Annotated in this window: 18 protein-coding genes; 17 read left to right on the top strand and 1 reads right to left on the bottom strand. The window is 34.1% G+C overall.

Going from position 1 to position 25,914, the window contains the following annotated elements; genetic code table 11:
• Positions 1–378 carry a BlaI/MecI/CopY family transcriptional regulator gene (locus C1Y58_RS07810; RefSeq protein WP_105615452.1) on the bottom strand — a complete coding sequence of 126 codons (378 nt, stop codon included), beginning with the start codon at positions 376–378 and terminating at the stop codon, positions 1–3.
• Between the two features lie 238 nt (positions 379–616).
• Here C1Y58_RS07810 and C1Y58_RS07805 point away from each other — a divergent pair, with 238 nt between their 5' ends.
• The 17 genes from C1Y58_RS07805 (at position 617) to C1Y58_RS07725 (ending at position 25,826) form a co-directional block, all read left to right on the top strand.
• Positions 617–1,954 (top strand): serine hydrolase domain-containing protein, encoded by a 1,338-nt coding sequence (locus tag C1Y58_RS07805; protein ID WP_105615451.1) that lies wholly within the window; start codon positions 617–619, stop codon positions 1,952–1,954.
• Positions 1,955–2,188: 234 nt separating this feature from the next.
• A complete protein-coding gene (locus C1Y58_RS07800; protein ID WP_105615450.1) occupies positions 2,189–4,585 on the top strand; it encodes a helix-turn-helix domain-containing protein in 2,397 nt (798 codons plus the stop codon).
• A gap of 435 nt (positions 4,586–5,020) precedes the next feature.
• On the top strand, positions 5,021–5,962 hold the full coding sequence (locus tag C1Y58_RS07795) for an ABC transporter permease (protein ID WP_105615449.1): 942 nt from the start codon (positions 5,021–5,023) through the stop codon (positions 5,960–5,962).
• Positions 5,963–5,996: 34 nt separating this feature from the next.
• Complete coding sequence (locus tag C1Y58_RS07790) at positions 5,997–6,866, top strand: carbohydrate ABC transporter permease (protein ID WP_105615448.1); 870 nt, start codon at positions 5,997–5,999, stop codon at positions 6,864–6,866.
• A 50-nt stretch (positions 6,867–6,916) separates the two neighbouring features.
• The gene (locus C1Y58_RS07785) at positions 6,917–8,461 is read left to right on the top strand and encodes an extracellular solute-binding protein (protein WP_105615447.1); all 1,545 of its coding nucleotides are present in this window, start codon (positions 6,917–6,919) and stop codon (positions 8,459–8,461) included.
• Positions 8,462–8,702: 241 nt separating this feature from the next.
• A complete protein-coding gene (locus C1Y58_RS07780) occupies positions 8,703–9,578 on the top strand; it encodes a sugar phosphate isomerase/epimerase family protein (RefSeq protein WP_105615446.1) in 876 nt (291 codons plus the stop codon).
• A 45-nt stretch (positions 9,579–9,623) separates the two neighbouring features.
• Entirely contained in the window at positions 9,624–12,776 is a 3,153-nt protein-coding gene (locus C1Y58_RS07775) for an alpha-mannosidase (RefSeq protein WP_105615445.1), read from the top strand.
• A gap of 12 nt (positions 12,777–12,788) precedes the next feature.
• A complete protein-coding gene (locus tag C1Y58_RS07770; RefSeq protein WP_105615444.1) occupies positions 12,789–14,714 on the top strand; it encodes a DUF3604 domain-containing protein in 1,926 nt (641 codons plus the stop codon).
• 27 nt (positions 14,715–14,741) lie between these two features.
• Positions 14,742–16,538, top strand: a complete 1,797-nt coding sequence (locus C1Y58_RS07765; RefSeq protein WP_105615443.1) for a sulfatase — start codon at positions 14,742–14,744, stop codon at positions 16,536–16,538.
• A gap of 26 nt (positions 16,539–16,564) precedes the next feature.
• Positions 16,565–17,635, top strand: coding sequence for a TolB family protein (locus C1Y58_RS07760; RefSeq protein ID WP_105615442.1), 1,071 nt, complete (start codon positions 16,565–16,567; stop codon positions 17,633–17,635).
• 50 nt (positions 17,636–17,685) lie between these two features.
• Entirely contained in the window at positions 17,686–18,372 is a 687-nt protein-coding gene (locus C1Y58_RS07755) for a DUF1961 family protein (protein WP_105615441.1), read from the top strand.
• Positions 18,373–18,477: 105 nt separating this feature from the next.
• Positions 18,478–18,783, top strand: coding sequence for a hypothetical protein (locus C1Y58_RS07750; protein WP_105615440.1), 306 nt, complete (start codon positions 18,478–18,480; stop codon positions 18,781–18,783).
• 66 nt (positions 18,784–18,849) lie between these two features.
• Complete coding sequence (locus C1Y58_RS07745; RefSeq protein WP_105615439.1) at positions 18,850–19,830, top strand: PHP domain-containing protein; 981 nt, start codon at positions 18,850–18,852, stop codon at positions 19,828–19,830.
• 74 nt (positions 19,831–19,904) lie between these two features.
• On the top strand, positions 19,905–21,287 hold the full coding sequence (locus C1Y58_RS07740) for a sulfatase family protein (protein ID WP_105615438.1): 1,383 nt from the start codon (positions 19,905–19,907) through the stop codon (positions 21,285–21,287).
• A 30-nt stretch (positions 21,288–21,317) separates the two neighbouring features.
• Positions 21,318–22,439, top strand: coding sequence for a glycoside hydrolase family 88 protein (locus C1Y58_RS07735; RefSeq protein WP_242985357.1), 1,122 nt, complete (start codon positions 21,318–21,320; stop codon positions 22,437–22,439).
• Between the two features lie 104 nt (positions 22,440–22,543).
• The gene (locus tag C1Y58_RS07730; RefSeq protein WP_105615436.1) at positions 22,544–23,503 is read left to right on the top strand and encodes a CehA/McbA family metallohydrolase; all 960 of its coding nucleotides are present in this window, start codon (positions 22,544–22,546) and stop codon (positions 23,501–23,503) included.
• A gap of 754 nt (positions 23,504–24,257) precedes the next feature.
• Complete coding sequence (locus C1Y58_RS07725; protein WP_157950009.1) at positions 24,258–25,826, top strand: aminotransferase class I/II-fold pyridoxal phosphate-dependent enzyme; 1,569 nt, start codon at positions 24,258–24,260, stop codon at positions 25,824–25,826.
• Positions 25,827–25,914 lie beyond the last annotated feature (88 nt).

The following is a 25,914-nucleotide window of genomic DNA, read 5'->3' as shown; positions in this document are numbered from 1 at the left end:
TCAATCCCTCCATTCTTTGAGCAAAGTTGAGAGTTCATCGATGTCTTGTTCCTTAAGTTTTTTATTACTGTATAACGTATTAACAAGATTTACGATTGAGTTTTCATGGTATCTTTTAATGAAGTTCTCGGTTTCATATTTTAAATAGTCTTCTTTCTTAACTAAAGGCACATAAGTTCGCTCTTTCCCATTTTTTTCTGAATGTAGAAATCCTTTTTTAATCAGTCTGTTTAGCATAGAAATCAGCGTCTGGACCTTCCATTCCTTTTGTTTTCCTAGCTTCTTCATAAGAACATTGGTTGTTATAGGTGATGCATTGTTCCATATTTCGTTCATCACTTCAAATTCTGCGTCTGGTAACTTTTTTCTATTAATCAAGGCTGTTTCTCCTTCTTAAATACTTTAAAGATATTATACAATTGTCTAAAATGGATGTCAATAGAATTGGGAAAACTTGTTATACAATATTATAAGACATCATATGAAGCTACTACTGTAGCTTATGTTGGAGAGATAAATACCTTTTGTGCAAGAATAGACAGTTTTAGAATTATATGCAATAATAAAATAGTCACAGTTGTATTGATGTAAAGTAAAAAAGAAAGGACTAAAGTTAATGAATTTTATGATAACCTTCCTTTATTTGGCAATAGCAATAGTGTTAGTGATTAAAGGATTATATAACTTATTGAATGTTGAAAAGCTTGCAAATCAAATGAAACAGAAGCGAGAAAAGAAAAAAGATCTTAAAGAGATATCTTTTGATAGACTCAAATTAAAAGCGGGAATTAATAGTTTAATACTTTTATTTGTTGGTGTATTTATCTTCATATCATTGAGATTGGATATCGGTGTTAGAGATATACCTGATTTGGTATTGCAAAAAGGACCAGATGTGTCTGTTCAAGCATATGAAGATACTATCAGAACTTTTCTTGATGAAAATCAATTACCTGGGCTTGTTGTTGGTATTGTTGATGGTAGTGATAGATACTTATTTACATATGGATATGGAGATTATAGTAATTATGAGGTTGTTAACGAAAAGACTCTTTTTGAAGTAGGATCCATAACCAAAACCTTCACTGGTATTTTACTTGCTGATGCAGTAGAGAATGGAATAGTATCTATTGATGATACAGTGGATATGTATTTAGATACAACAAAAATGGGAAACAATCCTGTTTTTAAAAATATTACAATGAAACACTTAACAACCCATACATCAGGGCTACCTAGATTACCGCAGTCTTTTGGTTTTATGTTTAATGCATGGCTTTCAGGAATGACTGGAGGTAATCCATATAAGATAGTAACAAAAGAAAAGATGTATGAGTATATGGAAGAAGCAATTTTAGTCAATCCTACAGGTGAAAACTGGGTATATTCTAATTATGGCGTTGGTGTTTTGGGAATGTGCTTAACTGAAATTCATCAGAGAACGTATGATGAGTTATTGCAAAAAACTATAGCCAAACCTTTGGGGATGACAAACACTTCTGTCTCGTTCCATCAAGATAAGATCACTTCTTATGCAGATGGTTTTAGAAGCTACAAACGACTTGGTAATATTGCAATTGGGATGAAAAATGCACCTTGGATACTGGAGGAAGGCATTGTAGCAGCAGGAGGAATTCGTTCTACAGGAGAGGATATGTTGTTATTTCTTGAAGCCCTCATAAATGAATCATTACCTTCTATAACTGCATCAAAAGAGCCCTTATTTCAAGTTGATGAGTATCGTCAGATAGGAATGAACTGGATTATCGATGACATAGAGGAAATAGACGAATCAATCATTTGGCATAATGGGCAAACAGGTGGTTTTAACAGTTATATCGGATTTTATGAGAATAAAGAAGCAGGTATTTTTGTAGTAGCTAATTCTACTAATAGTATACAGAGATTAGCGGATGACTTAATGCTTTTGTTAATCAATAGAGAGGTACAGTAAATTTTTGATGTATAAGGATATCTAGCCAAATGGTTAGGTATCTTTTTTGTGCTGTAAAGCTTCCTACTAAATTGCATTTGAATACAGAAGAAGTTGGAATTATAAGGAAAAAAAGTTGTGCTTGTAGGGATTTGGTGGGATATACCATAAGTTTAAGTGGAAGGTATTTGATAAAAGCTTAATTTTTCGGTATAATTAATTTATAGGTAGTCTTCAGTTAAAGGAAGTGAACGTATGATTAATTTTTATAAAATGCAAAAAGTAAAAAAAATGCGTTATTTAACGAAGTTAATAATATCACTCATTACACTTGCGATACTTCCCACTATAGTGATTTCTTTAGTTAATTACTCTATCTCTAAACAAAATCTGCAAAAGGAAGTAAGCGAATCCAACCTTGATATCTTAAGGCAAACAAAAGTTTCAGTAGATAATATACTCCAGTTAACTGAACGGGTAGCTTTACAATTGACAACTAATCAAAAAGTACATGAATTTTGGTATGAAGAATTAAGTATACATAAAACAGAAGATATTGAGATAATAAAAGAAACCATTAATGTAACTGATTCAATTATAGCAGGAGCACAATATATTGAAAACATCAGCATTTACAGTTATAAAAACAATATGCTAGTTTCTTGTAATGGCGAGAATCATCAAATTATTGATAGTCAATATATGCAAACCATTAAACAACTGGTACCAAAAGCAGATGACATTGTGTGGGTAGATTCGGGTTATGAAATGCCAGCTGAGCTTAATAGCGATTCCATACAATTATTAAAATTTATATATGATGGTTTTAATAATGGGGATACAGAGAATATTTCAGGCTTTGTTCTTATTGAATTGAGGAATGATGAATTCGTCAAATTAATAAATGAAATATATATTCGGCAATCTGGCTACATATTTATTATTGATGATGATAGTAGAATTATAATGGGTGAAAACAAAAGCTTAATTGACGAGAAAAGTTTGCAATCTAGTTTAAACTTGCTGGAGGCTTATGAAGGATACAATAAGATAGAGGTAAATGATAAGGAATTATTGGTATCATATACTACATCAACTTTCAACAAGTGGAGATATTTAGCAGTATTACCTGCGGATGAAATTGACAACCCTGTTTATGTTATACAAAACATGATACTTATTGTGTGTGGTATTTTTGTCATACTGTCTGTAGTATTAGCATTTATTACAGCACGAGGTTTGTATAATCCTATTTTAGCGATATATAATTTGTTGGAGGGAAAAAATCCAGAACAATGTCAGTTAGAGAAAATGTCATTACGACAGGACGAACTAGGACAGATTAATCAACAAGTTAGTCACATCATTACACAGTTGAGCTGTGAGAGAAAACTGAATGATAGCATTGCTAAGGAGAACAAGACTCTTAAGCGTCAACTTGATGATAATACTTTAAAGCTAAAGAAATATTTTCTTCAACGATTGGTTTATGGTGATATAACGAATAAACAAGAAATAGTATATCAAGCAAATGCCATGAGTATTGATTTGGATGCAACTTATCAGGTTGTGCTGATAGAATTTCAAAGAAATATTGAAGATATTTTTAATGCACTTGATCAACCTAAAAGACAAATGATGAAGATGAGTATTATCAATATGTTTGAAGAGGCTATATCCAGTGTAACGGCACCTTTACAAAGCTTTTTTGTGGGTAGGACAAGATTAATTAGTATTATTTGTGTGGATGAAAGTAAGAGTGTTGAAGCCAATTTAGATTCAGTCAAAGTTATCAGTAGAGTATTTCAAAATGCAATGTTGGATAATTATAACTTGAAAGCAGTAATTTCTGTAGGGAATATTTATAAGGAATTAGAGAGTATAACAAACTCCTATAAAGAAGCATTAGAAGGAGTTCATTTAAAATTTATATTGGGTAGTCATGCAATCATCCTTAGAAATGAAATACCAAATGAAGCTAAACGCAGTCATCCACAACATTATTATAAAAAATGTATTAAAAATGCACTTAGAGCTAAAAGTGTATACGATTTAAGGGCTCTATTGATAAAGTTTCAAGAAGACCTAGCTAATAATTTATTTTGTAATATGAGTTATATCTACTATACCAAGGAGATCATTGGTTGTATTAATGAATATCTTATTGAAATTAATTATAGTCAATGGGAAGATATTAGAGAACTTAATAAAGTTATTATTAATCTTGAAACCTATTTTGAATACATAGATGACACAATAGCTTGGATTGGTAGTTTTATTGAAAGAGTATATAAACAACTTGAAGATACACAAAAACCGAAATTTAACAAAATTGTTGAAGATACAGTGCATATTATTAGGGAGGAATATCAAAATGATGTGAGTTTATCCTATATAGCTGATAAGTTATCTGTATCTACTACATATGTATCAAGACTTCTTAAAGCAGAGTTTGGTAAAAGTTTTAAAGAATTTTTAACAGAATACAAAATGGAGAAGGCTAAAGAACTATTAAGAGAGAGTGATCTAACGATTCAGCAGATTGCTAAGCAGGTGGGATATAATAACATCCGGCATTTTACTAGAATGTTTAAAAAATATGAAGGTGTTACAGCAGGGGAATATAAGAATATTGTATTAAAAGAGGTCTGAAAAGTACCCAGTTGTGCAGTGAACCCCAATAAGTAGCATTACGAGTATCATTAAGCATGATTTCAATATTTAATTGGAGTCATGCTTTTAAGTTTTAAATTTATTATATCTTAGATATAAATCAAGCTATACTTTCTTAAAAATGTATCTCTTTCAATCAAGTTTTTCCATTATCCATATTTTCTTAAGCATTTCACTCAAAGGATAAAGAAGAAATTGTTTTCAATAGGTCCTTGTTTCGAAAATGCGAATAGAGTTAAGAATATGTCCATGTGTATTAATAATAGCTAAATTACACTATTAAAAGCCCGTTTGTTTTGAAATATACAACATAGTTTTTAAAACGTCTATTGAAATAACATAATAAAAATCAGATAATATGATTGTGCTTTGAATAAAATGCACAAAACAAAAAACATGAGGAGGTGCGAGAGAATGCAACTACAAAAAGTAGCTAAAAAAAATTCATTTCAATCAGTTAGTAAACTTCAAAATATTAAGAGACACAGATTTTTATATTTGTTAATATTGCCTGGTATTTTATGGTTTGTTATTTTTAAATATATTCCTATGTATTTCTTACAGGTGGCATTTAGAGATTACAATGTATTTGTATCATTAAGCGAAAGTAATTGGGTAGGTCTTGATAATTTTGTTAAATTATTTACCTCCAGGTATTTCCTTCAGGCATTAAGTAACACGCTCATTATAAGTGGTATGAAATTATTATTTGGATTTCCTGTGCCGATTATTCTTGCTATATTATTGAATGAGCTTAGAAGACAGCGCTTTAAAAAGACTGTACAAACTTTATTATACCTTCCTCATTTTCTATCCTGGGTTATTGTTGGGGGTATGTGGGCTGTTATTTTGTCACCAACGGGAGGGATAGTTAATGAATTTCTAGCTCTATTTGGTATGGATCCAATATTTTTTATGGCAGATAAAAGCTGGTTTCGATGGGTATTACTATTTTCTGACATTTGGAAAGGGGCTGGCTGGGGTACAATTGTTTATCTAGCCGCTATAAGTGGTATTGACTCTGAGATGTACGAAGCAGCAATGATTGATGGAGCGAATAAATTTCAGCAAGCCATTCGTATAACGATTCCTAGTATTGTCATTCCGATCACAGTTGTTTTTATTCTACGATTAGGTAAGGTACTAAATGTATTCCAACAGGTATTTGTTATGTATAATCCTGCTGTATCAGAAGTGTCAGAAACAATTGGGACTTATGTCTATCAAGTTGGTATGCAAAAAGGAGATCTCTCTTATGCCATAGCAGCTGGGTTATTTAAGAATATTGTTTCCTTGATATTAATATTGGGTACAAATAAAATAGCTAAGAAGGCACAAGGATTTTCCATTATATAATGGATTACGTTTGAGGAAGGAGGTTTGAGAAATTGTGAAGACAAGTACTTCATATAAAATATTTAATGTCGTAAATAATGTATTTTTCGTATTTCTAGCATTTATTATGTTGTTTCCTTTACTTAATGTATTATGTCTTTCTTTGGAACCAGAGTATATTGCTAGCGAGGTAGGAACAATTCACTTAATACCAAAGGCAATCACCTTCAAAGCCTATGCTGCAATTTGGGAGAATGATATGATAAAATCAGCTTTTTTCAATACAGCATTTGTATCTGCTGTGGCATCAGGGCTAGGTGTTATTTTAACAGCTATGTTAGGATATGGGTTTTCGAATGAAGATACTCCTTATATTAAAGTATTCTCCTTCTTGGTATTATTTGCCATGATGTTTAGTGGAGGGCTTATACCATCTTATTTATTAATAAAAAATTTAGGATTAATTGATAGCTTATGGGCTCTTATCATACCATCTCTGATAACACCTGGTAATGTTATATTAATGAGGGCATTCTTTATGAGTATCCCTAAAAGTCTATCAGAGTCTGCAATGTTGGATGGGTGTACAGAAGTTGGCGTATTTTTTAAGATTGTGTTACCATTATCAATGCCAATTATTGCAACGATCATATTGTTCTATGCTGTTACTCATTGGAACACTTACTTGGATGCTGTTATTTATATAAATGATAATAGTAAAAAAACACTTCAAGTTGTTCTTAGAGAAATACTTTTTGAAACCCAAGGAGATGATGCTTCCGCTGAAGCAGAAGGTTTAATTGAGCTAGGAACCAATATTAAGATGGCAACTGTTATTGTTGCAATTGTTCCGATTCTATGTGTATATCCTTTCTTACAGAAACATTTCACAAAGGGTATTCTATTAGGGGCTGTAAAGGGTTAATGTTGTTATTAGCCTTACCAAGGTTGATATAAAAAAGAGGAGGTTTTAACATGTTAAAAAGAGTATTGTGTTTTACGATGGTTTTAGTACTACTAATATCTATGAGTCTTACAGGATGTGAGAAAAAAGAGGATGTTAATACTGAGCAAAATGACGTGGCACAAGATAACGCATCCACAACTCAAGAAGAGACAAACACAGAAGAGACAACGACATATGATGAGCCCTTGCCATTTCATTTTGTATCAAGAGGGACACCAGTAACGGAATTAAGTGCAACACAAATTGCTTTTCGTGATAGGATGAAAGAGCTCTATAATGTTGATATGGAATATCAAGTTATTGGTAATAGTGCTTATGAAGAAAAAGTGAATGTTATGTTTGCTTCAGGAGATGTTCCAGATATGATTTTCATGAGAGACTTAGCTAAAATAGGTCAAGCTATTGATGCAGGTGTATTTGTACCTGTAACAGATATCGTTGAAAATGATCCAAATTGGAGTCAAATCGATAAACAACTTTTGGCTGCTGGGTACTATAATGGTGACTACTATACTTTGATAGAGAAGAAAAACTTTCCTGATGCTATGATTTATCGAGAAGATTGGGCAGAAAAACTTAATATAAAAGAGCCTACAAATCCAGATGAAGTTTTAGATATGTTAATTGCTTTTGCTAAAAATGATCCAGATGAAAATGGAAAAGATGATACATATGGAATTTCACTAGCCGGGGATTATGGTTCACAATCACCAGTGTGGAAAATGTTCGTGCCTGCTGGACCTCAAGATTGTGCAATATATTGGGATCAAGATGATGATACAATTAAGAGCGCATTATACTTGAAAAAAGATATGAAAACAGCATTAAGTTGGTTCAGAAAAGCATATGCAGAGGGAGGACTTGACCCAGAATATATACTTGATAAAGCCAGTGATGCAGAGAATAAATTCGTAACAGGGAAAACAGGTATGTGGATAAAAGCACCTCTATGGTTAGAAAATAGAATTAAAAAGATGGAACCAGTATTTCCTGATCTTAATCTTAATACAATAGCACCAATTGAAACTAAATATGGAACAAACCATGATTCTACAGATAGTTCTGCTTCTGGCTATTACCTAACTAAAAATTGTTCAGACATTGAAAGAGGTAAAAAGGTTCTGGCATATTGGTCTGGTCCTGAAGGTATATGGCTTAGATCAGTTGGAGTTGAAGGTGAACAATATGTTTATGAGGATAATGGTAACTTTAAATTTATAGATGAAGAAAAGGAACAAGGTTTCAATGCTGGTACTTTACTTGCATCTGTACATGATTTGGTACCACCTGTGCTTAATCCAATGGTTGAAAAGAATTTTAATAAAGCGAATGATTTTGCAATAAGAAAAGGTATAAATGTTGTTATGTCAAAAAGTGATGAATTCCAACAGGTAGGCGTAGACATAGAAAAGTATGCATTAGAGGTAATAACAAAGATTATAATGGGAGAAAAACCTGTAGATGCCTATGATGAAGTTATCGAAGAAATTGATAGATTAGGTGCAGATAAGATGTTAGAAGAAATGAACCAGATATTCAGTGAAATGAATTAAGCTATCTTATTCTAAGCATCAGATGTTTCAGATCTCTTTATAATATTAAGCAAGTTACATGTAGTAACTTGCTTAATAGCATAAGAGACTAATGTGTTGATTTAATCAATTATATTTATAACTGATGATAGACGAATGAGTTTATAGTAAAAAAAATATGTAAATATTTTGAATATTCATACCATTGAAGTTGATTAGTTATGCGCCTAAATGAAAAATAAATAAAGTTAGGAGTTAGAATATGAGATTATCAACATCAACAAATATTATGGACAGATACTGTACTGTTCAAAATAATGTAAAGATAGAGGATTGTATTAAAAGCTGTGCGAAGGCAGGATACAAGGTTCTTGATATTAACCTTTGTGACATGTCTACTGAGGGAATGCCTCTGACATTAGATAATTGGGAAGAGTGGGTTGATAGTATTGGTGAGCTTGCTGCAACTCTAGGTATTGAGTTTTCACAGTCCCATTCAACTTTTTATAATGTATCAGATAAGGGTATCGAGAATCGTCCTTGGCGTGAAGAACTTGTTCGTAGAGCGATCATAGGGTCTGCAAGGCTAGGTGTTAGATGGGTTGTACTTCACGCTGGGACCGTTTATAATAACGGTTTTTCTGCAGAAAAATCTAAACAGAGTAATTTGGAGTATTTTGCACCACATCTTGATCTTGCAAAGAAGTTGGGAACTGGAATTGCGTTGGAAAATCTTTTTGATAACCCAGAAAGAAATGGTAGAAAATATTGTGGAACAGTCGAAGAATTAATAGATATTGTTGATAGCTTTAATGATCAATCTGTTGGAGTTTGTTGGGACTTTGGACATGGAAATTTAATGGGAGTAGACCAAAATAAGGCACTGATGAAGATAGGTAGGCGTCTGGTTGCAACCCATGTTGCAGATAACTTCGGTTTTAGAGATGACCACTTAGCACCATTTTATGGGAAAATTGATTGGATACCACTAATGAAAACCCTTAAAGAAATTAATTATCAATATGATTTTACATTTGAGATTCATAACTTTACTGATAGAATACCAGTTGAACTTAGGGATACTGTTCTAAGACATTCGGTTGAGATAGGCGAATATCTATTAAGCTTTGCTAAATAGTAGGTAGATTAGTCTTAAGTGAATAATTATTGTGAGAGGAAGAATATGAAATTTATCGATCAAAGAATACTAAAAATCTGTAGGGATCTAAAACAACTTGAACAAAAGGATAATCTAGAAATATCACCTGTCTTTTTAAAAGAAGGCAATTATAAAACATTAGAAGAAGCAGAAAAGTCATCAAAAGTATGGCTTCAATATGAGAAAGATGATTATTGGGGAGGTTTTGAGTACCATGGTTTCTTTAAAGCAGATGTTGCTGTTCCTAGTCATTTTGAAGGTGAGAAGATAGCCCTTTTGGCAGGTATGAAAGAAACAGGGGATTCACTTCTTAATCCTCAGTTTATTCTATATATCAATGACCAGTTAGTACAAGGAATTGACCAAAATCATACAGAAATATTGCTTGATAAACATGCAAAGGCTGGCATGACGTACAAAATAGGTATTCATGCATATGGTGGAAGAATAGAAGAAAAAAGTCAGCTGTATTTAGCACTAACAGCCATCGACCAACAGATAAGAGATTTAAGATATGACTTAGAAGTACCATTAGAAGCTGCTATGTGCATGGATGAAAATGATTATAATCGACAACGTATTTTATCTGTATTAAATGAAGCTGTTAATGATGTGGATTTTAGAGTACCATACTCTGAAAGCTTTAACACATCAATAGAAGTGGCTTCTAATTATTTAAAGACAAACTTTTATGAGGGGTTATGCAGTACAGTTGATCAACCGACGGTTACATGTATTGGTTCGACACATATTGATGTGGCTTGGAAGTGGACTCTTGCTCAAACACGAGAAAAGGTAACGAGAAGTTTTTCAACGGTTTTAAAACTGATGGAAGAATATCCAGAGTATAAGTTTATGTCTAGTCAGCCTGTTCTTTATAACTACTATAAGGAAAGAAACCCAAAGAAATATGAGAAGATCAAAGAAGCAGTTAAGAGTGGTAGATGGGAAGCTGAAGGAGCTATGTGGGTTGAACCTGATACAAATGTTTCTTCAGGTGAGTCACTGATTAGGCAAATATTATTTGGAACCCGATTTTTTAGGAATGAGTTTAATATTGAAAATGAGGTTCTGTGGCTTCCTGATGTGTTTGGTTACAGTAGTGCACTTCCTCAGATACTTATAAAAAGTGGTATAAACTATTTTATGACAACAAAGATAAGTTGGAATCAGTTTAATAAAATACCATATGACACATTTATGTGGGAAGGTATTGACGGCACTAAGATCCTAACACACTTTATTACAACACAAAATCACGATTGTCAAGATGAAGAATTCGAAACAACCTATAATGGGTTTTTTACTGCTTCTCATGTATTAGGCACATGGAAACGCTATCAAAATAAGGTAATAAATGATGATGTACTGATGGCATTTGGATATGGCGATGGTGGTGGTGGGCCTACAAGAGAGATGCTTGAAACGGCAAAAAGATTTGAAAAAGGTATCCCTGGTACACCGGTGGTCAAGATGGATACAGTGGGACGATATTTCAGAAGGCTAGAAAAGAAGGTTAAAGGAAATAAGTTACTCCCTAAATGGACAGGAGAGTTGTACCTTGAGTACCACAGAGGCACCTATACGTCCATGGCAAGAAACAAAAAATATAATCGACAGTGCGAAAATCATCTCATGAATGCAGAGCTTTTTAGTAGTATCAACCTGCTTTTAGGAAAGTCTTATCCACTAGAAAAAATCAATAAAAACTGGGAGTTAGTCCTTCTTAATCAATTTCATGATATACTCCCTGGATCATCTATAAAAGAGGTTTATGATGATTCAAAAGAGCAGTATGAGGAAGTCAAACAATCCGTTGAAAGGATACATGAAGATACTATTTATGCATTATCCAGTCAAATAAATATCAAGAACCAAGGTGTAGTCGTCTTTAATCCAATGTCCTATGAGAGAAATGACATGGCTTTGTTTGATCTACCAGAAGGAGTTAATACGCCACAGTTGTATGACAGTGAAGGTAAGGAGTATCCTTGTCAGATGGTAGAGCACAATGGTACAAAAAAAGGTTTGTTCTGTGCACGAAACGTTCCTTCAAAAGGATTCAAAGTGTATGACACAAAAGAGGGAAGTACTGATTGTTATCGTAGTAATGGATTACAGAATAACATGACTGTATCTGAAAAAGTATTAGAAAATAAATTTTTTAGAATTGAACTGGATGATTTGATACAGATTAAATCCTTATATGACAAAATCAATGAAAGAGAAATCATTCAGCCAAATGAGACTGGAAACAAGATTATTGCCTATCAAGACAAACCGCCTATTCATGATAATTGGAATATTGATTACTTCTTTGAAGAAAAAAGTTGGATTGTAGATGCAGTCAAAGAGGTATCCATCATCGAAGAAGGTCCTGTACGCGGAGTATTAAGAGTGAAAAGACAGTTTAATCATTCCCTCATCACGCAAGATATCTGCATTTACAATGCTATCGATAGAATTGATTTTAAGACGGAGGTTGACTGGAAAGAAGATGAAATCATGCTGAAAGCTGTATTTCCAGTGGATATACATGCAGACGAAGCAACCTATGATATCCAGTTTGGTAATATTAAACGACCTACACATAAAAATACGTCATGGGATGAAGCACGTTTTGAAGTATGTAGCCATAAGTGGATGGATCTTTCTGAGGATGGCTATGGGGTTAGTCTTTTAAATGATTCAAAGTATGGCTGCGATATACACGATAACACCATGCGACTTACCTTATTAAAGTCAGGTATGTTTCCATATGATAAGGCAGATAGGGAAGTTCATCAGTTTACATACGCTCTTTATCCTCATAAAGAAGGCTGGAGATCAGCCAATACCCATAAGATGGGTTATGATTTGAACTTTGAGTTGATGACGAAGACATTAACGGTACAAGAAGGTCAGATTGAAAATCATTTCTCCTTTATGTCTGTTGATCAAGATAATGTCATTATTGAAACCGTAAAGAAGGCTGAAGATGATGATGCATTGATTATAAGACTATATGAGGCATTTAATAGAAGAAGTGAAGTTCTACTAACCACATGCTTTAATATTAAGAAAGCCTATGAATGTACCATGATGGAAGAAGAATTAAGTAGTGTTGATGTAAAAGTTAATACTATACCAATAGAGATAAAACCCTACGAGATAAAGACAATCAAAATATGGTTTTAAGGTGCTGAAAGGATGATTTTAGTGGGAGATAAATTCTATTTTGATCCAATATATGGTGAAAAGAAACTTGAAGAAGAAGAAGCTTATTCAAACTTTATTGCAAAGCTTCCTGAAGGAAGAGGATTAAAGTTCACAACAGGGTACACAAGGTTTGTACCGAACCAACCATTAATAGTCGGTCATACCTATGATATAGCTTTAACCTATTATGATACGGATCAGTTATTAGAAGACAACAGTACAGTTAAATTCAGTATTCCAAGGACATGGACACAACCACAGACAGAAGATGAAAACTCTCCTGGATTCGTAAAAGTACTTGATAAAGAGGGGCATGAATTAGAAAGTTATATGACCCATAACAGGAATCTTCAATGGTGGATCAATGTTAAAAATACAAGTAGTGATAATGATGTCATTAAGGTTCATTATAAAGATGTTACCATTCAGCGTTTTCCACAACGGGAATATACAAATTGGAGAAGTTCCATGCGTGTTATCATTGATTACAAGTCAGATGGTGATTATAAAGTTGTTCATTCAAAAGCTACACAAAAACCCATCATCAATGCAGCACCTGCTGCATGGCTTAATACTACTGGACCTGCCACTGTTAAGCCTGGGGAAGATATAAAAATAAAGTTTTCAGCTCTGGATTTTTGTAATAATCGCTCATTCCCATATAAAGAACATGAGGTGTTTGCATTTTCTACCAAGGACCCTGCGGTTCCAATAGGGAAAGCCAACATAAAAAAAGATGCCATGGGCTATGGGGAAGTAACAGTGAAAGCTCCAAAAGAAGGAAACAGTTGTGAGTTTGTACTTTTTAACAGGCAACTTAATTTAAAAGGTGTTACCAATGAAATAGTCCTTGACCACGAAAAAGAAATGAATGTGTACTTTGGGGATACCCATGCAAAAACCAACCTAAGTGATGGTCTTAACAGCCCTATGGATTATTTTAAACATGCAAAGGAGGTAGCATTACTGGATTTTGCAGCTATTGCTGACCACAACTGTGTTGAAGCAAGTTACATAGAAGGACCCTTTACCAAACAAATGAGCGATGAAGCTTATGAACAGATACAAGCAGCATGTGAAGCCTACAATAAGCCAGGTAATTTTGTTACCATCCAAGCCTTTGAACAGAATATTCTTAGGGATTATGTGGGACATAGAAATATCTATTTTAGAGGTATTGCACCTGGACTGTTTAGAGGAGAAACATTAGCTGAATTGTATGACTACTTAGAAGGTCATGAAGCCCTTGTGATTCCACATCATCATATTATATGGGGTACACAGCCACATCTTGATAATGATAAATACTCAAGGGTCATCGAAATGTACTCCATGCATTGTACAAGTGAAGATTATGATTCAGCCTTTAATAATTATCTGACTTCACCAAGGAAAGCTGAAACTGGACTGTCAGCCATTGATATTCTTAATAAGGGATATAAAGTAGGGTTCATCTCATCAAGTGATAATCATAACGGTGCACCAGGTTTATCGGCAACCCCTTCACGCTTTACGAACTTAGTGTATAGCGGCGGACTTGCAGCAGTTTTAGCACCTGAATTAACAAGAGAAGCCATCTATGATGGGATGTATCATCGTCGTTGCTACGCAACCTCTGGTGCACGTATATTCCTTGACTTTAGAATCGATGGGCAACTAATGGGAAGTGAATACGACAAAGATGTAAGTCAAACCTGTACATATACTATAAAAGTAGGCGGTACAGCACCCATTTCATATGTTGAATTGGTTTCCTCTTTAGGTACACGGAGAATATGGGAATACAAGGATAACAAGAGATATCTTGAACTGGATGGTCAACTGGATGTCCAAACCGATAGCTGGTTCTATATAAAGGTAGTTCAAATAGACAATCAAATGGCATGGTCCAGTCCTATCTGGGTTCATGCGAAATAAAAGTTTTAGTATAAAGGCGATGATGCAATGCGAGCTATAATGTTGATGTTTGATAGTTTAAATAGACATTATTTACCCAACTATGGGTGTGATTTTACTGTTGCTCCAAACTTTAAAAGGCTAGGGGAAAAAACAGTGACCTTTGATCAGTTTTACGCGGGGAGTCTTCCTTGTATGCCAGCAAGAAGAGAGTTACATACAGGAAGATATAATTTCCTTCATAGGAGCTGGGGACCTCTTGAACCATATGATGATTCCATGCCAGAAATATTAAAGAAAAATGGTATATACACGCATTTAATTTCCGATCATCCCTTCTATTGGGCTGACGGAGGAGCAACCTATCATGGAAGGTATAATACATGGGAATTTGAAAGGGGACAAGAAGGTGAGCCGTGGAAGAGTTCATTAAAAAAGCCCCCAATACCTGAAAAGGCTATTGCTCCCCAAAGACTCTTTCAATCTTCAAGTGAAGGGGATGCAAGTTATATGTGGGCACAGGAATATACGAATAGAAAGTATATGGATACAGAAGAAAAATTTAGCCAAGCCCGTGTTTTTAAAGATGCTCTGGAGTTCATAGAAGAAAATAAAGATGAGGACCAATGGTTTTTGCAAATAGAAGAATTTGATCCTCACGAACCTTATTATACACCAGAAAGATTTAGAGAGCTGTATCATCATGATTATAAAGGAAACCCTTTTGATTGGCCGGACCATTACATGTTGACTGAAGGAGAGGAAGCTAGAGATCACATACGATGTGAATATGCAGCGCTGGTATCCATGTGTGATCATTATCTAGGTAAAGTCTTAGATAAAATGGATGCCTATAATATGTGGGAAGACACCATGTTGATTGTTTGCACAGACCATGGCTTTTTACTAGGAGAGCATGATTGGTGGTCTAAAAACATTATGCCTGTCTATAATGAAATAGCGCACATCCCCTTTTTCATATGGAACCCTAAACAAAAATGTGCTGGCGATAGAAGGGATGCCTTGGCTCAAACCATCGATATTGCCCCTACCATACTGGACTTTTTTGATATGGAAATTCCAAAGGATATGCTAGGAAAATCTTTAGCAAAGACCATTCAAAATAACGAGAAGATACATGATTATGTACTCTATGGCTATCATGGAAAACAGGTTAATATAACCGACGGGCGATATGTTTATATGCGTTCCCCAAGTCAGCTTGAAGAAGAATATCTCTATGAATACACCTTAATGCCAACCCATCTTAGAAGTCGTTTTAGAATTAGCGAACTACAAGATATGAGCCTTACGGATGCATTAAGTTTTACCAAGGGTATTCAGTGTTTAAAGATAAAAGTAGATGGAATAAACAGTTATTATCGTTTTCCTTCTGTTTTGTACAACGTAAAAGAGGATCCAGGGCAATTGAAGCCTATAGATGATATCCATAAAGAAATGGTTATGATTAAAGAGATGGTAACATTGATGAAGGAAAATGATGTACAACCAGAGGGATTTAATAGCTTAGGAATTTCGGAAAAAGGTCATATAACAAGAGAAGACTTAATGTTACAAAAACAAGAGTATGAGAAAGCTTTTCAAGTTGATTTTGGTATAGATATACAGTGGGATGATTATGCCAGAGAAGAATTTGTTGCTCTCATGAACATGAGTAGTAGAGAAGAACGAGATGAAATAAGAGAAGAGTTTCAGAAGCAGTTCGTCAATAAACATAAGAAAATAACCGTTGAACATGTGGAAAAATTTGCTGTGGAAGTTTTACCAGATGACAAAAAGGATATGGCAGCCTATTTCTTAAGGTTATTAGCAAGAAGGTATTAGAAAAATGAAAGGAATGATGATAAATAATGAAAAATCTCACATTAGTACCTATTTACAAGGGGCAAGAATCTACAGTAATGGGCTATAATGGCACTTGTCCAGAGAGTCCAGATGGAAAACGATTATGTTATGCAAAAATTAAAGATTTGTCAAAAGATAATAAACCAGTAAATTTAGAAATATGGATATGCGACGTTGATCTCGAAAATCATATGAAAGTCACAGATGTATTAATCAATCAACACAATGGAGCAGATACATCATGGGTTGATAATGACCACATAATTTTTCAGGAAATCAGCAATGAGGGCATAAGTCAGTTTTCAGTAATGAATGTTCATTCAAAAGAAGTTATGTATGGACCTGTTGCAGCTTCTTTAGGCCATCAAGCTGAAAAAAGCAAAATACCCTTTGCTGTAAAGGAGCAACATATTAAACATAATAGTGACCATTCAAATATTGATGAACCCGGTATCTACCAACTGGATATGAAGACTATGAAAATAGAGAAACTTGTACCAATAGGTGAAATTTTTGATTTTATCCGACAGAAAGGCTATACACCAATAGATGATAGTAGTGTGTCTCATGTTCAATTAAATCCATCAGCGGATAAAGTCATGATCAGATTAGTTTTAGAGGAATGCAAGGTTATTGTTACTAAAGATTTATCCAAGAATGAACACTTTATTATTCCAAACAAACCTTTACATCAATTATGGTTTGATGACAATACGATTATTGCTGTTAATAAAAACGATAAGAGTGATAGAAAGATCTATCAATACGATTTAACTGGAAATCAAATTAGGTTATTGGCAGGAAAGGGTAATCATATTGACCTATCTCCAGATAAAAAATGGTATGTAAGTGATAACTTTTATCATGAAGCACCAGTAGAGGTCAACTTATATAGATGTCATGAGATAAAGCCTATAGCAGTACTTGATAGTAGTGATTATACTACTCCTGTTTGGGAGGGGCGTGCACACGCAAATCCTGTGTTTTCAAGAGATGGTAAAAGAGTTTATTTTGTTCATCCAGTCAATGATCATAAAGTTGAAGTGGTATATGCTGATATTTCAGAGTTATCATGAATCATGGTTTCACAAGATGTTGACAAATCTATTATCTGAGGTGTAAAAATATGAGATATAGTAGAACGGAGTTAATTTATTCGAACAAGTTATCCTGTCAAGAAGATGTTAAAGATTTTAAGATGGAGGGTTTCGGTGCTGTAACTTTTCCTATGAAAAGGATGAGACTTGAAAGTGTCCTTGATCCCTCAGAATTACAACGATCAAATATTGTGTTCTGGTGCGATAAGGATTTTCCGGATAACATTGAGATTTCTTGGGATTTTTATCCTTTAAGTGATGTTGGGTTAGCCATAATGTTTTTTGCCGCTAAAGGGAGAAATGGTGAAAGTATTTTTAGTCCCTCTTTAAGCAAAAGAGAAGGCATGTACCCACAGTATCATAGCAGTGATATAAATGCTCTCCATGTATCCTATTTCAGACGAAGAGCACAAAGATCATACAATGTGTGCAATCTTAGAAAGAGCCATGGTTTTAACTTAGTAGCACAGGGCGCAGATCCAATTCCATCAGTCAACTTAGCCCAAGGTCCTTATAGGATTAAAATCGTTAAGTATGGTTCTATCGTGGAATTTTACATAGCTAACGATGAAAATAATCTTAAATTATTCTCGTGGAAGGATGATGGGGAATCATATGGTAATATTCTTAAAGATGGGAAGATTGGATTTAGACAGATGGCACCCCTAATTGCTGAATATGAAAATCTTCAAATCCATAAGATCAAGGCAGAGTAAATTATAGACCGTAATAAAAAGCTTAGAATGAGGTAATGAAGATAATGAAACTTAGAAATTGAATAGAGGTTATGAATCTATGTATATATAAATGAGGTGGAAGGCATGAAGGGAAGACGTATTCTGCTTGATAAAACAGAGCTGGTTTTAATTGTTGCAGGAAAGAAAGAAGTTAAGACATTAAATTTGACTTATGAGGACATTCAAGCAATTATTTTTGAACCATGTCGAGAATTTAGATATTTCAATGTTGTATCATCAGAGAGAATAGTTATTAATACATCTCAATCAAGTCATCCCATTCTATATCCAAAATTAAAAAATAAAAAATATTTCGAAGAATATAAGCAAGGGCTGACTCGATTTGCAATCAGTAATAGAATAACCTTTCACAATAATTTAGATATATAAAGGGGATAGTGTTAAGCATTGAGCGGTAGAGTGCAATGCAAAGTTTAGATTATAGGGGCGAATAGATTGGTTATATTGGATAAAAATCAACCCTTCTTTAAAGGGTCAACACATACCCACACAACGTTCTCTGATGGTAGATATACTCCTAAAGAAGTTCTTAAAATATATAAAGACAGAGGGTACGATTTTTTAGCCATCTCAGACCATAATAGGTTTATCAGTAATTTTGACGCATTAATTATGGAACTAATTGTGCTGTGTGGTTGTGAATTAACTTTTTATTTATCTGAAAGGAAACTTCCTATACACATTAATGTCATTTTTAAAGATGAAAAGACAAGGTATAGATACTTTATGGGGGAAGCTGGTTTTAAATATCATGTTCATTCATATGAAGAACTTAATGAATTTCTGGAGCCTATAGAAGAAGCAATTATCACACTTAATCATCCACGCACATCCTACATAAATTATGACGACATACTTAAACTCACAGCTTTAACCAGTATAGAAGTGTATAACCATGGTTCCTGTATAAGGGCAAATAATGGAGTAGCTTTGAGCCATTATACTTATGCACTTGCAAAAGGATGCAATTTGTTAGCTATATCCGCTGATGATTTTCATGCTAAGGAAAAAGTAAAGTATATAAAGCCATCAATTGAGCTAGTCGACAGACATATAGGTGGATTTATTTCAGTTCAGGCAGACGATTCAACAAAGAATAAAATATTTTCTAGTATTCAAAATGGTAGGTATTACGCTTCAATGGGCCCAGAAATAAGACATTTAGAGATTATTAATGGCGAAATATATATGGAGTGTTCATCTGTGAGTTACATACGTTTTTATGCAAATAAAGATCTCTTAAAAATAGAAAGGGGCGACAATCTAACTTCCTCAAGTATTGATTTAGCTCCGATAGACTTTTTAGTTGAAGGTAAAGGGTTTATTGGAAAAACACAATATTTATTTATTGAAATTGAAGATGCAGAAGGGAAATTAGCCTGGACAAATAATCTAGTCCCTATCCTTCAAAAATAAATGAATATAAATTATATAGTTTTTTGTATGTAGCTTAATTGGTAATAACGAGTTTTGTGAGGAGTGAAGTATTATTGAAAAAACCTAATGTTGTGTTTATTATGACGGATCATCAGAGAGCTGATAGTATAGGTATGATTCAGGATGGAATGGAAGTTACACCTAACTTAAATAAGCTTGCAGCTAAAGGGGTTGTGTTTAATCGAGCATATAATGCCTGTCCTCTTTGTGTGCCAGCTAGGACGGCATTGGCTACAAGCAGGTACCCCACTAATAATAGTATTGTCTATAATGATTGGGAGGGCGTAAAAGCTGGTAATCATAAGCCAATACATGAATATTTGTATGAAGCAGGATATGAAATGGCTCATGTGGGAGTCGATCATATACGTACCCAACCATCACTAAAGGATAGAGTATCCTTTAAGAAATGGGTTACTCAAAAAGATCATATGTCAGGTCTGAAATCAAAAGGCATTAATTCAAGCCAAAGCCTTGATCATAAGAAAGAAGTGTGGGAACAAAAGGATACAGGAGAGCGCTATAGAAAGAAGTATTCTAATTCCAGGACATCAGTATGGCCACACGATGTTAAGGATTTTCGTGATTGTTATTTCTGCGAAGAAAGTATAGATTTTCTAAAGCAAAATCATAAGAAACCTTTTGCACTTTTCACTTATTTTTGGGCCCCCCATCCACCACTTATCGTTCCAGAACCTCATGCATACAAGTTTGATCCTAAGCGAATCACATTGCCTGATAATGTAGGTAAAATCTCATCAAAAGAACCTATTAGCAGAAGGGATGGTATAGCAGCTCAACTAGCAGAAAGTGTAAGCATGGATGAATGGCGTAAAGCTTGGGCAGCTCATTTAGGGTTAGTTCACTTTGTGGATGAGCAGATAGGGCACTTGATCGATACACTTGAGACTATAGGTGAACTTAATAATACTATTATCGTTTTTACAGCTGATCATGGTGATCATTTAGGACAGCATAGTATGTACCAAAAGATGGAGATGTATGAGGAGGCCATTAAAGTACCATTAATTATAAAGATACCTAATGTCCAACATAAACAGATTAATACTGTTGTATCTCATTTGGATGTCATGCCTACTTTGCTTGATCTATTAGAAATTAACCATGATGAGTGTTTGGATGGAGCTTCAGTAAAACATCTTATTGATTATGAAAATAAGGAGGAAGATAGACAAGTTTTTTGTCAATATTCCGGTAATCCTTCACTAGGCTATGTTCGGCGAGCTATTATTACATCGCGTTATAAATACATTTATGATGGCAGTAATGAGCAAGAATTATATGATTTATTGATGGATCCACATGAAATGTTTAATATAGCAGAAGAAAAGGATTATGAGAAGTTAGTTATTGCTTTACATGATAAATGTAAGCAATGGGGAGCAAGCCATGGTGATTGGGTTAATTTTGAATAAAATAAATTTTATTAAGAGGAGAAAATGATGATGAATGAATTTAATAACTTTGAAAAATTTGATAGTTATCTACAGGAATTATGGGGTGCTTTACAAGTAAAAATAGATCGTATGGTGAAAGAAAATAAATCTGCCCATGTTTCAGCTGAGGGTGTTTATGATAATATCCCTGTTGACTGGTGGACTTCCGGTTTTTGGCCAGGAATATTATGGATTATGTATGATATGACGAAGAAAAAAGAATACCATAATGCTGCTTGGGAATGGGATGTACGTATAGAGCAATGCTTTATTGAAGAGTCCAGATTACATCATGATGTTGGTTTTCAATTTCTACCAACAGCTGTTATCAAACATAAAATAACAGGAGATCAAGATGCAAGACGTAGAGGTCTCCAAGCTGCAAATTTCTTATCTGGACGATTTAATATTGCGGGGAATTATTTGCGCGCATGGAATGATCAAAATGGTTGGGCCATTATCGATTCTTCTATGAATATATCGTTACTATTTTGGGCAGCCGAGGAGATAGGTGACCCTCGTTTTAAGCATATTGCAAAAGCTCATGCTGATACGGTATTAAAGAACTTTATTAGAGAAGATGGTTCAGTATGCCACATTGCTAGTTTTGATGCAGAGAGTGGAGAATTTATTGAATCATTGGGTGGACAAGGCTATGATCCTCATTCTGCTTGGAGCCGTGGTCAAGCTTGGGCAATTTATGGTATGGCAAATACATATAAATATACAGGAGAAGTACGTTACCTAAGAGCAGCTCAAAAAGTTGCACATTTCTTTTTAGCTGCATTACCTGATGATTATGTACCATATTGGGATTTTAGAGTTCCTAATTTTGACGGAGAACCTAGAGATACATCTGCTGCAGCATGTGCTGCATCAGGCTTAATTGAAATTGCCAATCATCTTCCAGAGCAAGAAGGAAGGATGTATAAAAAAGCTGCAAAAAGGATCATTCATTCACTTACTAATCATTATGCAACATGGGACCAACCAGAGTATGAAGGCTTACTTCGTGAGGGTGTAGGAAATAGAGTCAAAAATAAAAATGTAAATGTTTCGCTTATTTATGGAGACTACTTTTATATTGAAGCTATAGCAAAGTTGCTTGGTTGGGAAAATAATATATTTTAATAAACCAGAAGAAAAGTACGGTCGAAGGATCGTTCTTTTTCTTCAAACAATGGATAAATATCTAATAAAGTTCGTGCATTGCGCACTGGGAGAGGAATGATCGTATGCTATCAAATTTATGTCCATTTGAAGTAGAAGGTACTTGGTATAAGGGAAATTTACATTCACATTCAACAAGATCAGATGGTAGGCATGATCCGGTTAAGATAGTTGAAATGTATAAGAAGAGAGGATATTCTTTTCTTGGACTGAGTGATCATGGATTATTTAGTTGTACTAAGGAATTTGATACAGAAGATTTTATAGTTATGCCTGCAGTTGAAGTTGGTGTTAGCATGCTTAATAAAGGGAAAAAACATCATTATCAAGCCATACAGGGGTCAGATTCCTTTCAGAAAAATTCAAAAAAGGACCCTTTGCAACATAATACTCGAATTAGAAAATTAGATATAGAAGACTCCAATGAGGCTAAAAGTGCTTTCTTTGATGAAATGAGAGATAAGGGGAATCTTGTAATACTAAATCATCCTATATGGTCTCAATTAGATTTTGATGATATTTCGGAGTTAGATGGTTTTTTTGCCATGGAAATTTATAATTACAATTGTGAAAGAGTAGGAGATGATGATGGTAGAGGAACAGTTTTTTGGGATATGTTACTGAGAGAGGGAAGAAAGATATGGGGTATTGCTACAGATGATAACCACAATAAGTTTGATGAATCAGACCCAAGAAGTGATTCATTTGGGGGTTGGGTGTGTGTTAAAGCTCCTGAACTTACACAAGATGCAATCGCAGATGCTCTTTTAGAAGGAAGATTTTATTCTTCATGTGGACCTGAAATATACGATTATGGCGTTATAGAAGGTAAAGTATATATTGAGTGTTCACCTGTTCAAAGCATAAACTTTATTACGTATAAAAAAAGATCCCAAATGGAGATAGCAGCAGGAAATACTTTGACAAAGGCAACACATCAATTAGATGGTAGTGAGCTATATGTCCGTATAGAATGTAAAGATATCTATGGAAAAACCGCATGGACCAACCCAATCTTTCTTTAACCTGTAACTACGATAAACATCACCTTAATTATAAGTAATGAACAGCATCCATAGCTAAGTAAGACGCACTAATAAAGAACTATAACTATTATGTTATAGTTCTTTTAGAGCATGGTTCAAGCCATTGAGTAACCAAATAGATGTGTGCCACGAAGCATTGGATACCATGATAATGGGAGGATCCATAAACTTCAGATCCCAATAGGATGGTTCCCCATGAAATTAAAGTCAGTGTATGAAAAATAAATTGGCGTTTCTTTGCCTTAGTAATATATGAAATTAAAGAGTCTATTCTCTCTTACTTTTTTAATCGTCATGTGGCTTAACCATAACCAAATGAAAACAAATCCCATAATCCAATCTGGTAACAGTTATGATACTACCAACGAATAGAAGAGATAAACCTGCTTTTGAGAGGGAGTTAAATAGAGTGTCCATATCAGAAGAAGCTTTCATTAATACTCCCAAACCAGCTTTTAGACTCTTTTACTTTGAAGAGAGTATATAAAATACACCCATTGAAAACATAAATAGTCTATGTGACAAAATATAAGGTTATTACTTTAGGTTATATGTGAAGGATGGGCAAGAAGGATGTTAGTGGTTCATAATTAATAGCAAAAAAAGAAGTTGCAAAACATACAATATAAGTGTAAAATGGTAAATAATGAAAATAAATCTTGTTTATGTAATGCTACAAACAGTAAGATTAGGGAGTATTATACGTAATAATTTAGGGAGGAGCTAAGTGGTTATGGTAAATAAAGCGAACAGACAAAACTTAATAAAAGATTGTAAAGAGGAATTCAATCTATATTACGATGAGATCTTACAGAAAGTTAGAAAGATATGCTCGGATAAATTAGGTATTGGTATGGATGAGATTGCAGCCAGTTCAAGTTTTAGTAATGACCTTTTGTGCGATAGTCTCACTAGTTTAGAAATTGTTATGGCACTTGAGAGTGAATTAGATTTAATGTTAGATAATATTGAGTATACAAATAAATATTCTGTAGAAGATATCGCTAAGCAAATCTATTACAAGAAATATGGTAGGGAATTACATAGTGAGCATCATAAAGGAAAAGATATAATCCCTGTATCCTTATTTGAGAATTCTAGAGAATATATGGAATTAACTGCGAAAAAGAAAGCTCTAGGTGATGTAGAACTTCCTTATTTCATACCTCATGATTCTGTTGTAAGAGATACTTCTATTATAAATGGTAAAGAAGTACTTAATTTTGGTTCATATAATTATCTTGGCTTGTCTGGACATCCGATAACAGTTAAGGCTGCTAAAGATGCAGCTGAGAAGTATGGGACATCCTCAAGTGGTAGTAGAATTCTTGCAGGTGAGAAGAGTTTATACATAGAATTGGAGCGGGAAATTGCAAATTGGAAGCATGCAGATGATGCAATTGTTTTAGTGTCTGGTAATGCAACAAATACAACAGTTATTGGGAATTTATGTAATGACAATGACTTGATTATGTATGATTCACTTTCTCATAACTCTATCATTCAAGGATGCAAATTATCAGATGCTACAGCAAGATCTTTCCCGCACAATGATTTTAAAACACTTGATTTACTGTTAGAAAAAAATAGAAAGTACTACGAAAAGGTATTGATTGTCATTGAAGGTGTCTATTCAATGGATGGAGATATAGCACCAGTGAAAGATTTTGTTTATATAAAAAAGAAACACCAATGTTTCTTAATGGTAGATGAAGCACACTCTTCCTGTGTTATTGGTGAAAGGGGAAATGGTGTAGATGAATATTTTGGCTTAATGCCAAATGATATAGATATTAAAATGGGTACATTGTCTAAAGGAGTAGGAACTTGTGGGGGATACATAGCAGGAAGTTATAGTCTGATTGATTACTTAAAGTATTGTATTCCAGGCTTTGTATTTGCAGCAGGAATTAGCCCTATACTTGCTGCATCTTCCCTAGAAGCCATCAAACATATACGAAAGGATAATACGTTGGTTAAACAACTACATGAGTCAATTAAGTACTTTCTAAAGGTTGCTCATCATAAAGGTTTTGATACTGGTTTAGCTAAGGAGTCGGCCATTGTTCCAATTATAATTGGTGATGAGGGGTTAGCATGTGAATTATCCAATCAAATGCTTCAAAAAGGAGTGTTTGTCCCTCCTGCCATATATCCTGCTGTGCCAATGGGGGAAGCAAGGCTTCGCTTTTGCTTAACAAGTATGCATAGACCAGAGCAAATTGATCAAGCCATTGATATTTTATTTAACTTAATTAAAGAAAATACATATCAATTGACTAGACTAAAAAATGTAGTATAAAATTAAAATACTGCAGGTAAGTGACCAACCTATTTCATAAGACTTTGACTGAAATAGGTTGGGTTAATAGACTATGTGAGTAGGCATA

This window comes from Vallitalea okinawensis (genome assembly GCF_002964605.1).
GTDB lineage: Bacteria > Bacillota > Clostridia > Lachnospirales > PQDH01 > Vallitalea_A > Vallitalea_A okinawensis.
Note: the sequence above shows the minus strand (reverse complement) of the source record. Positions and strands in the feature narration are given on the sequence as shown.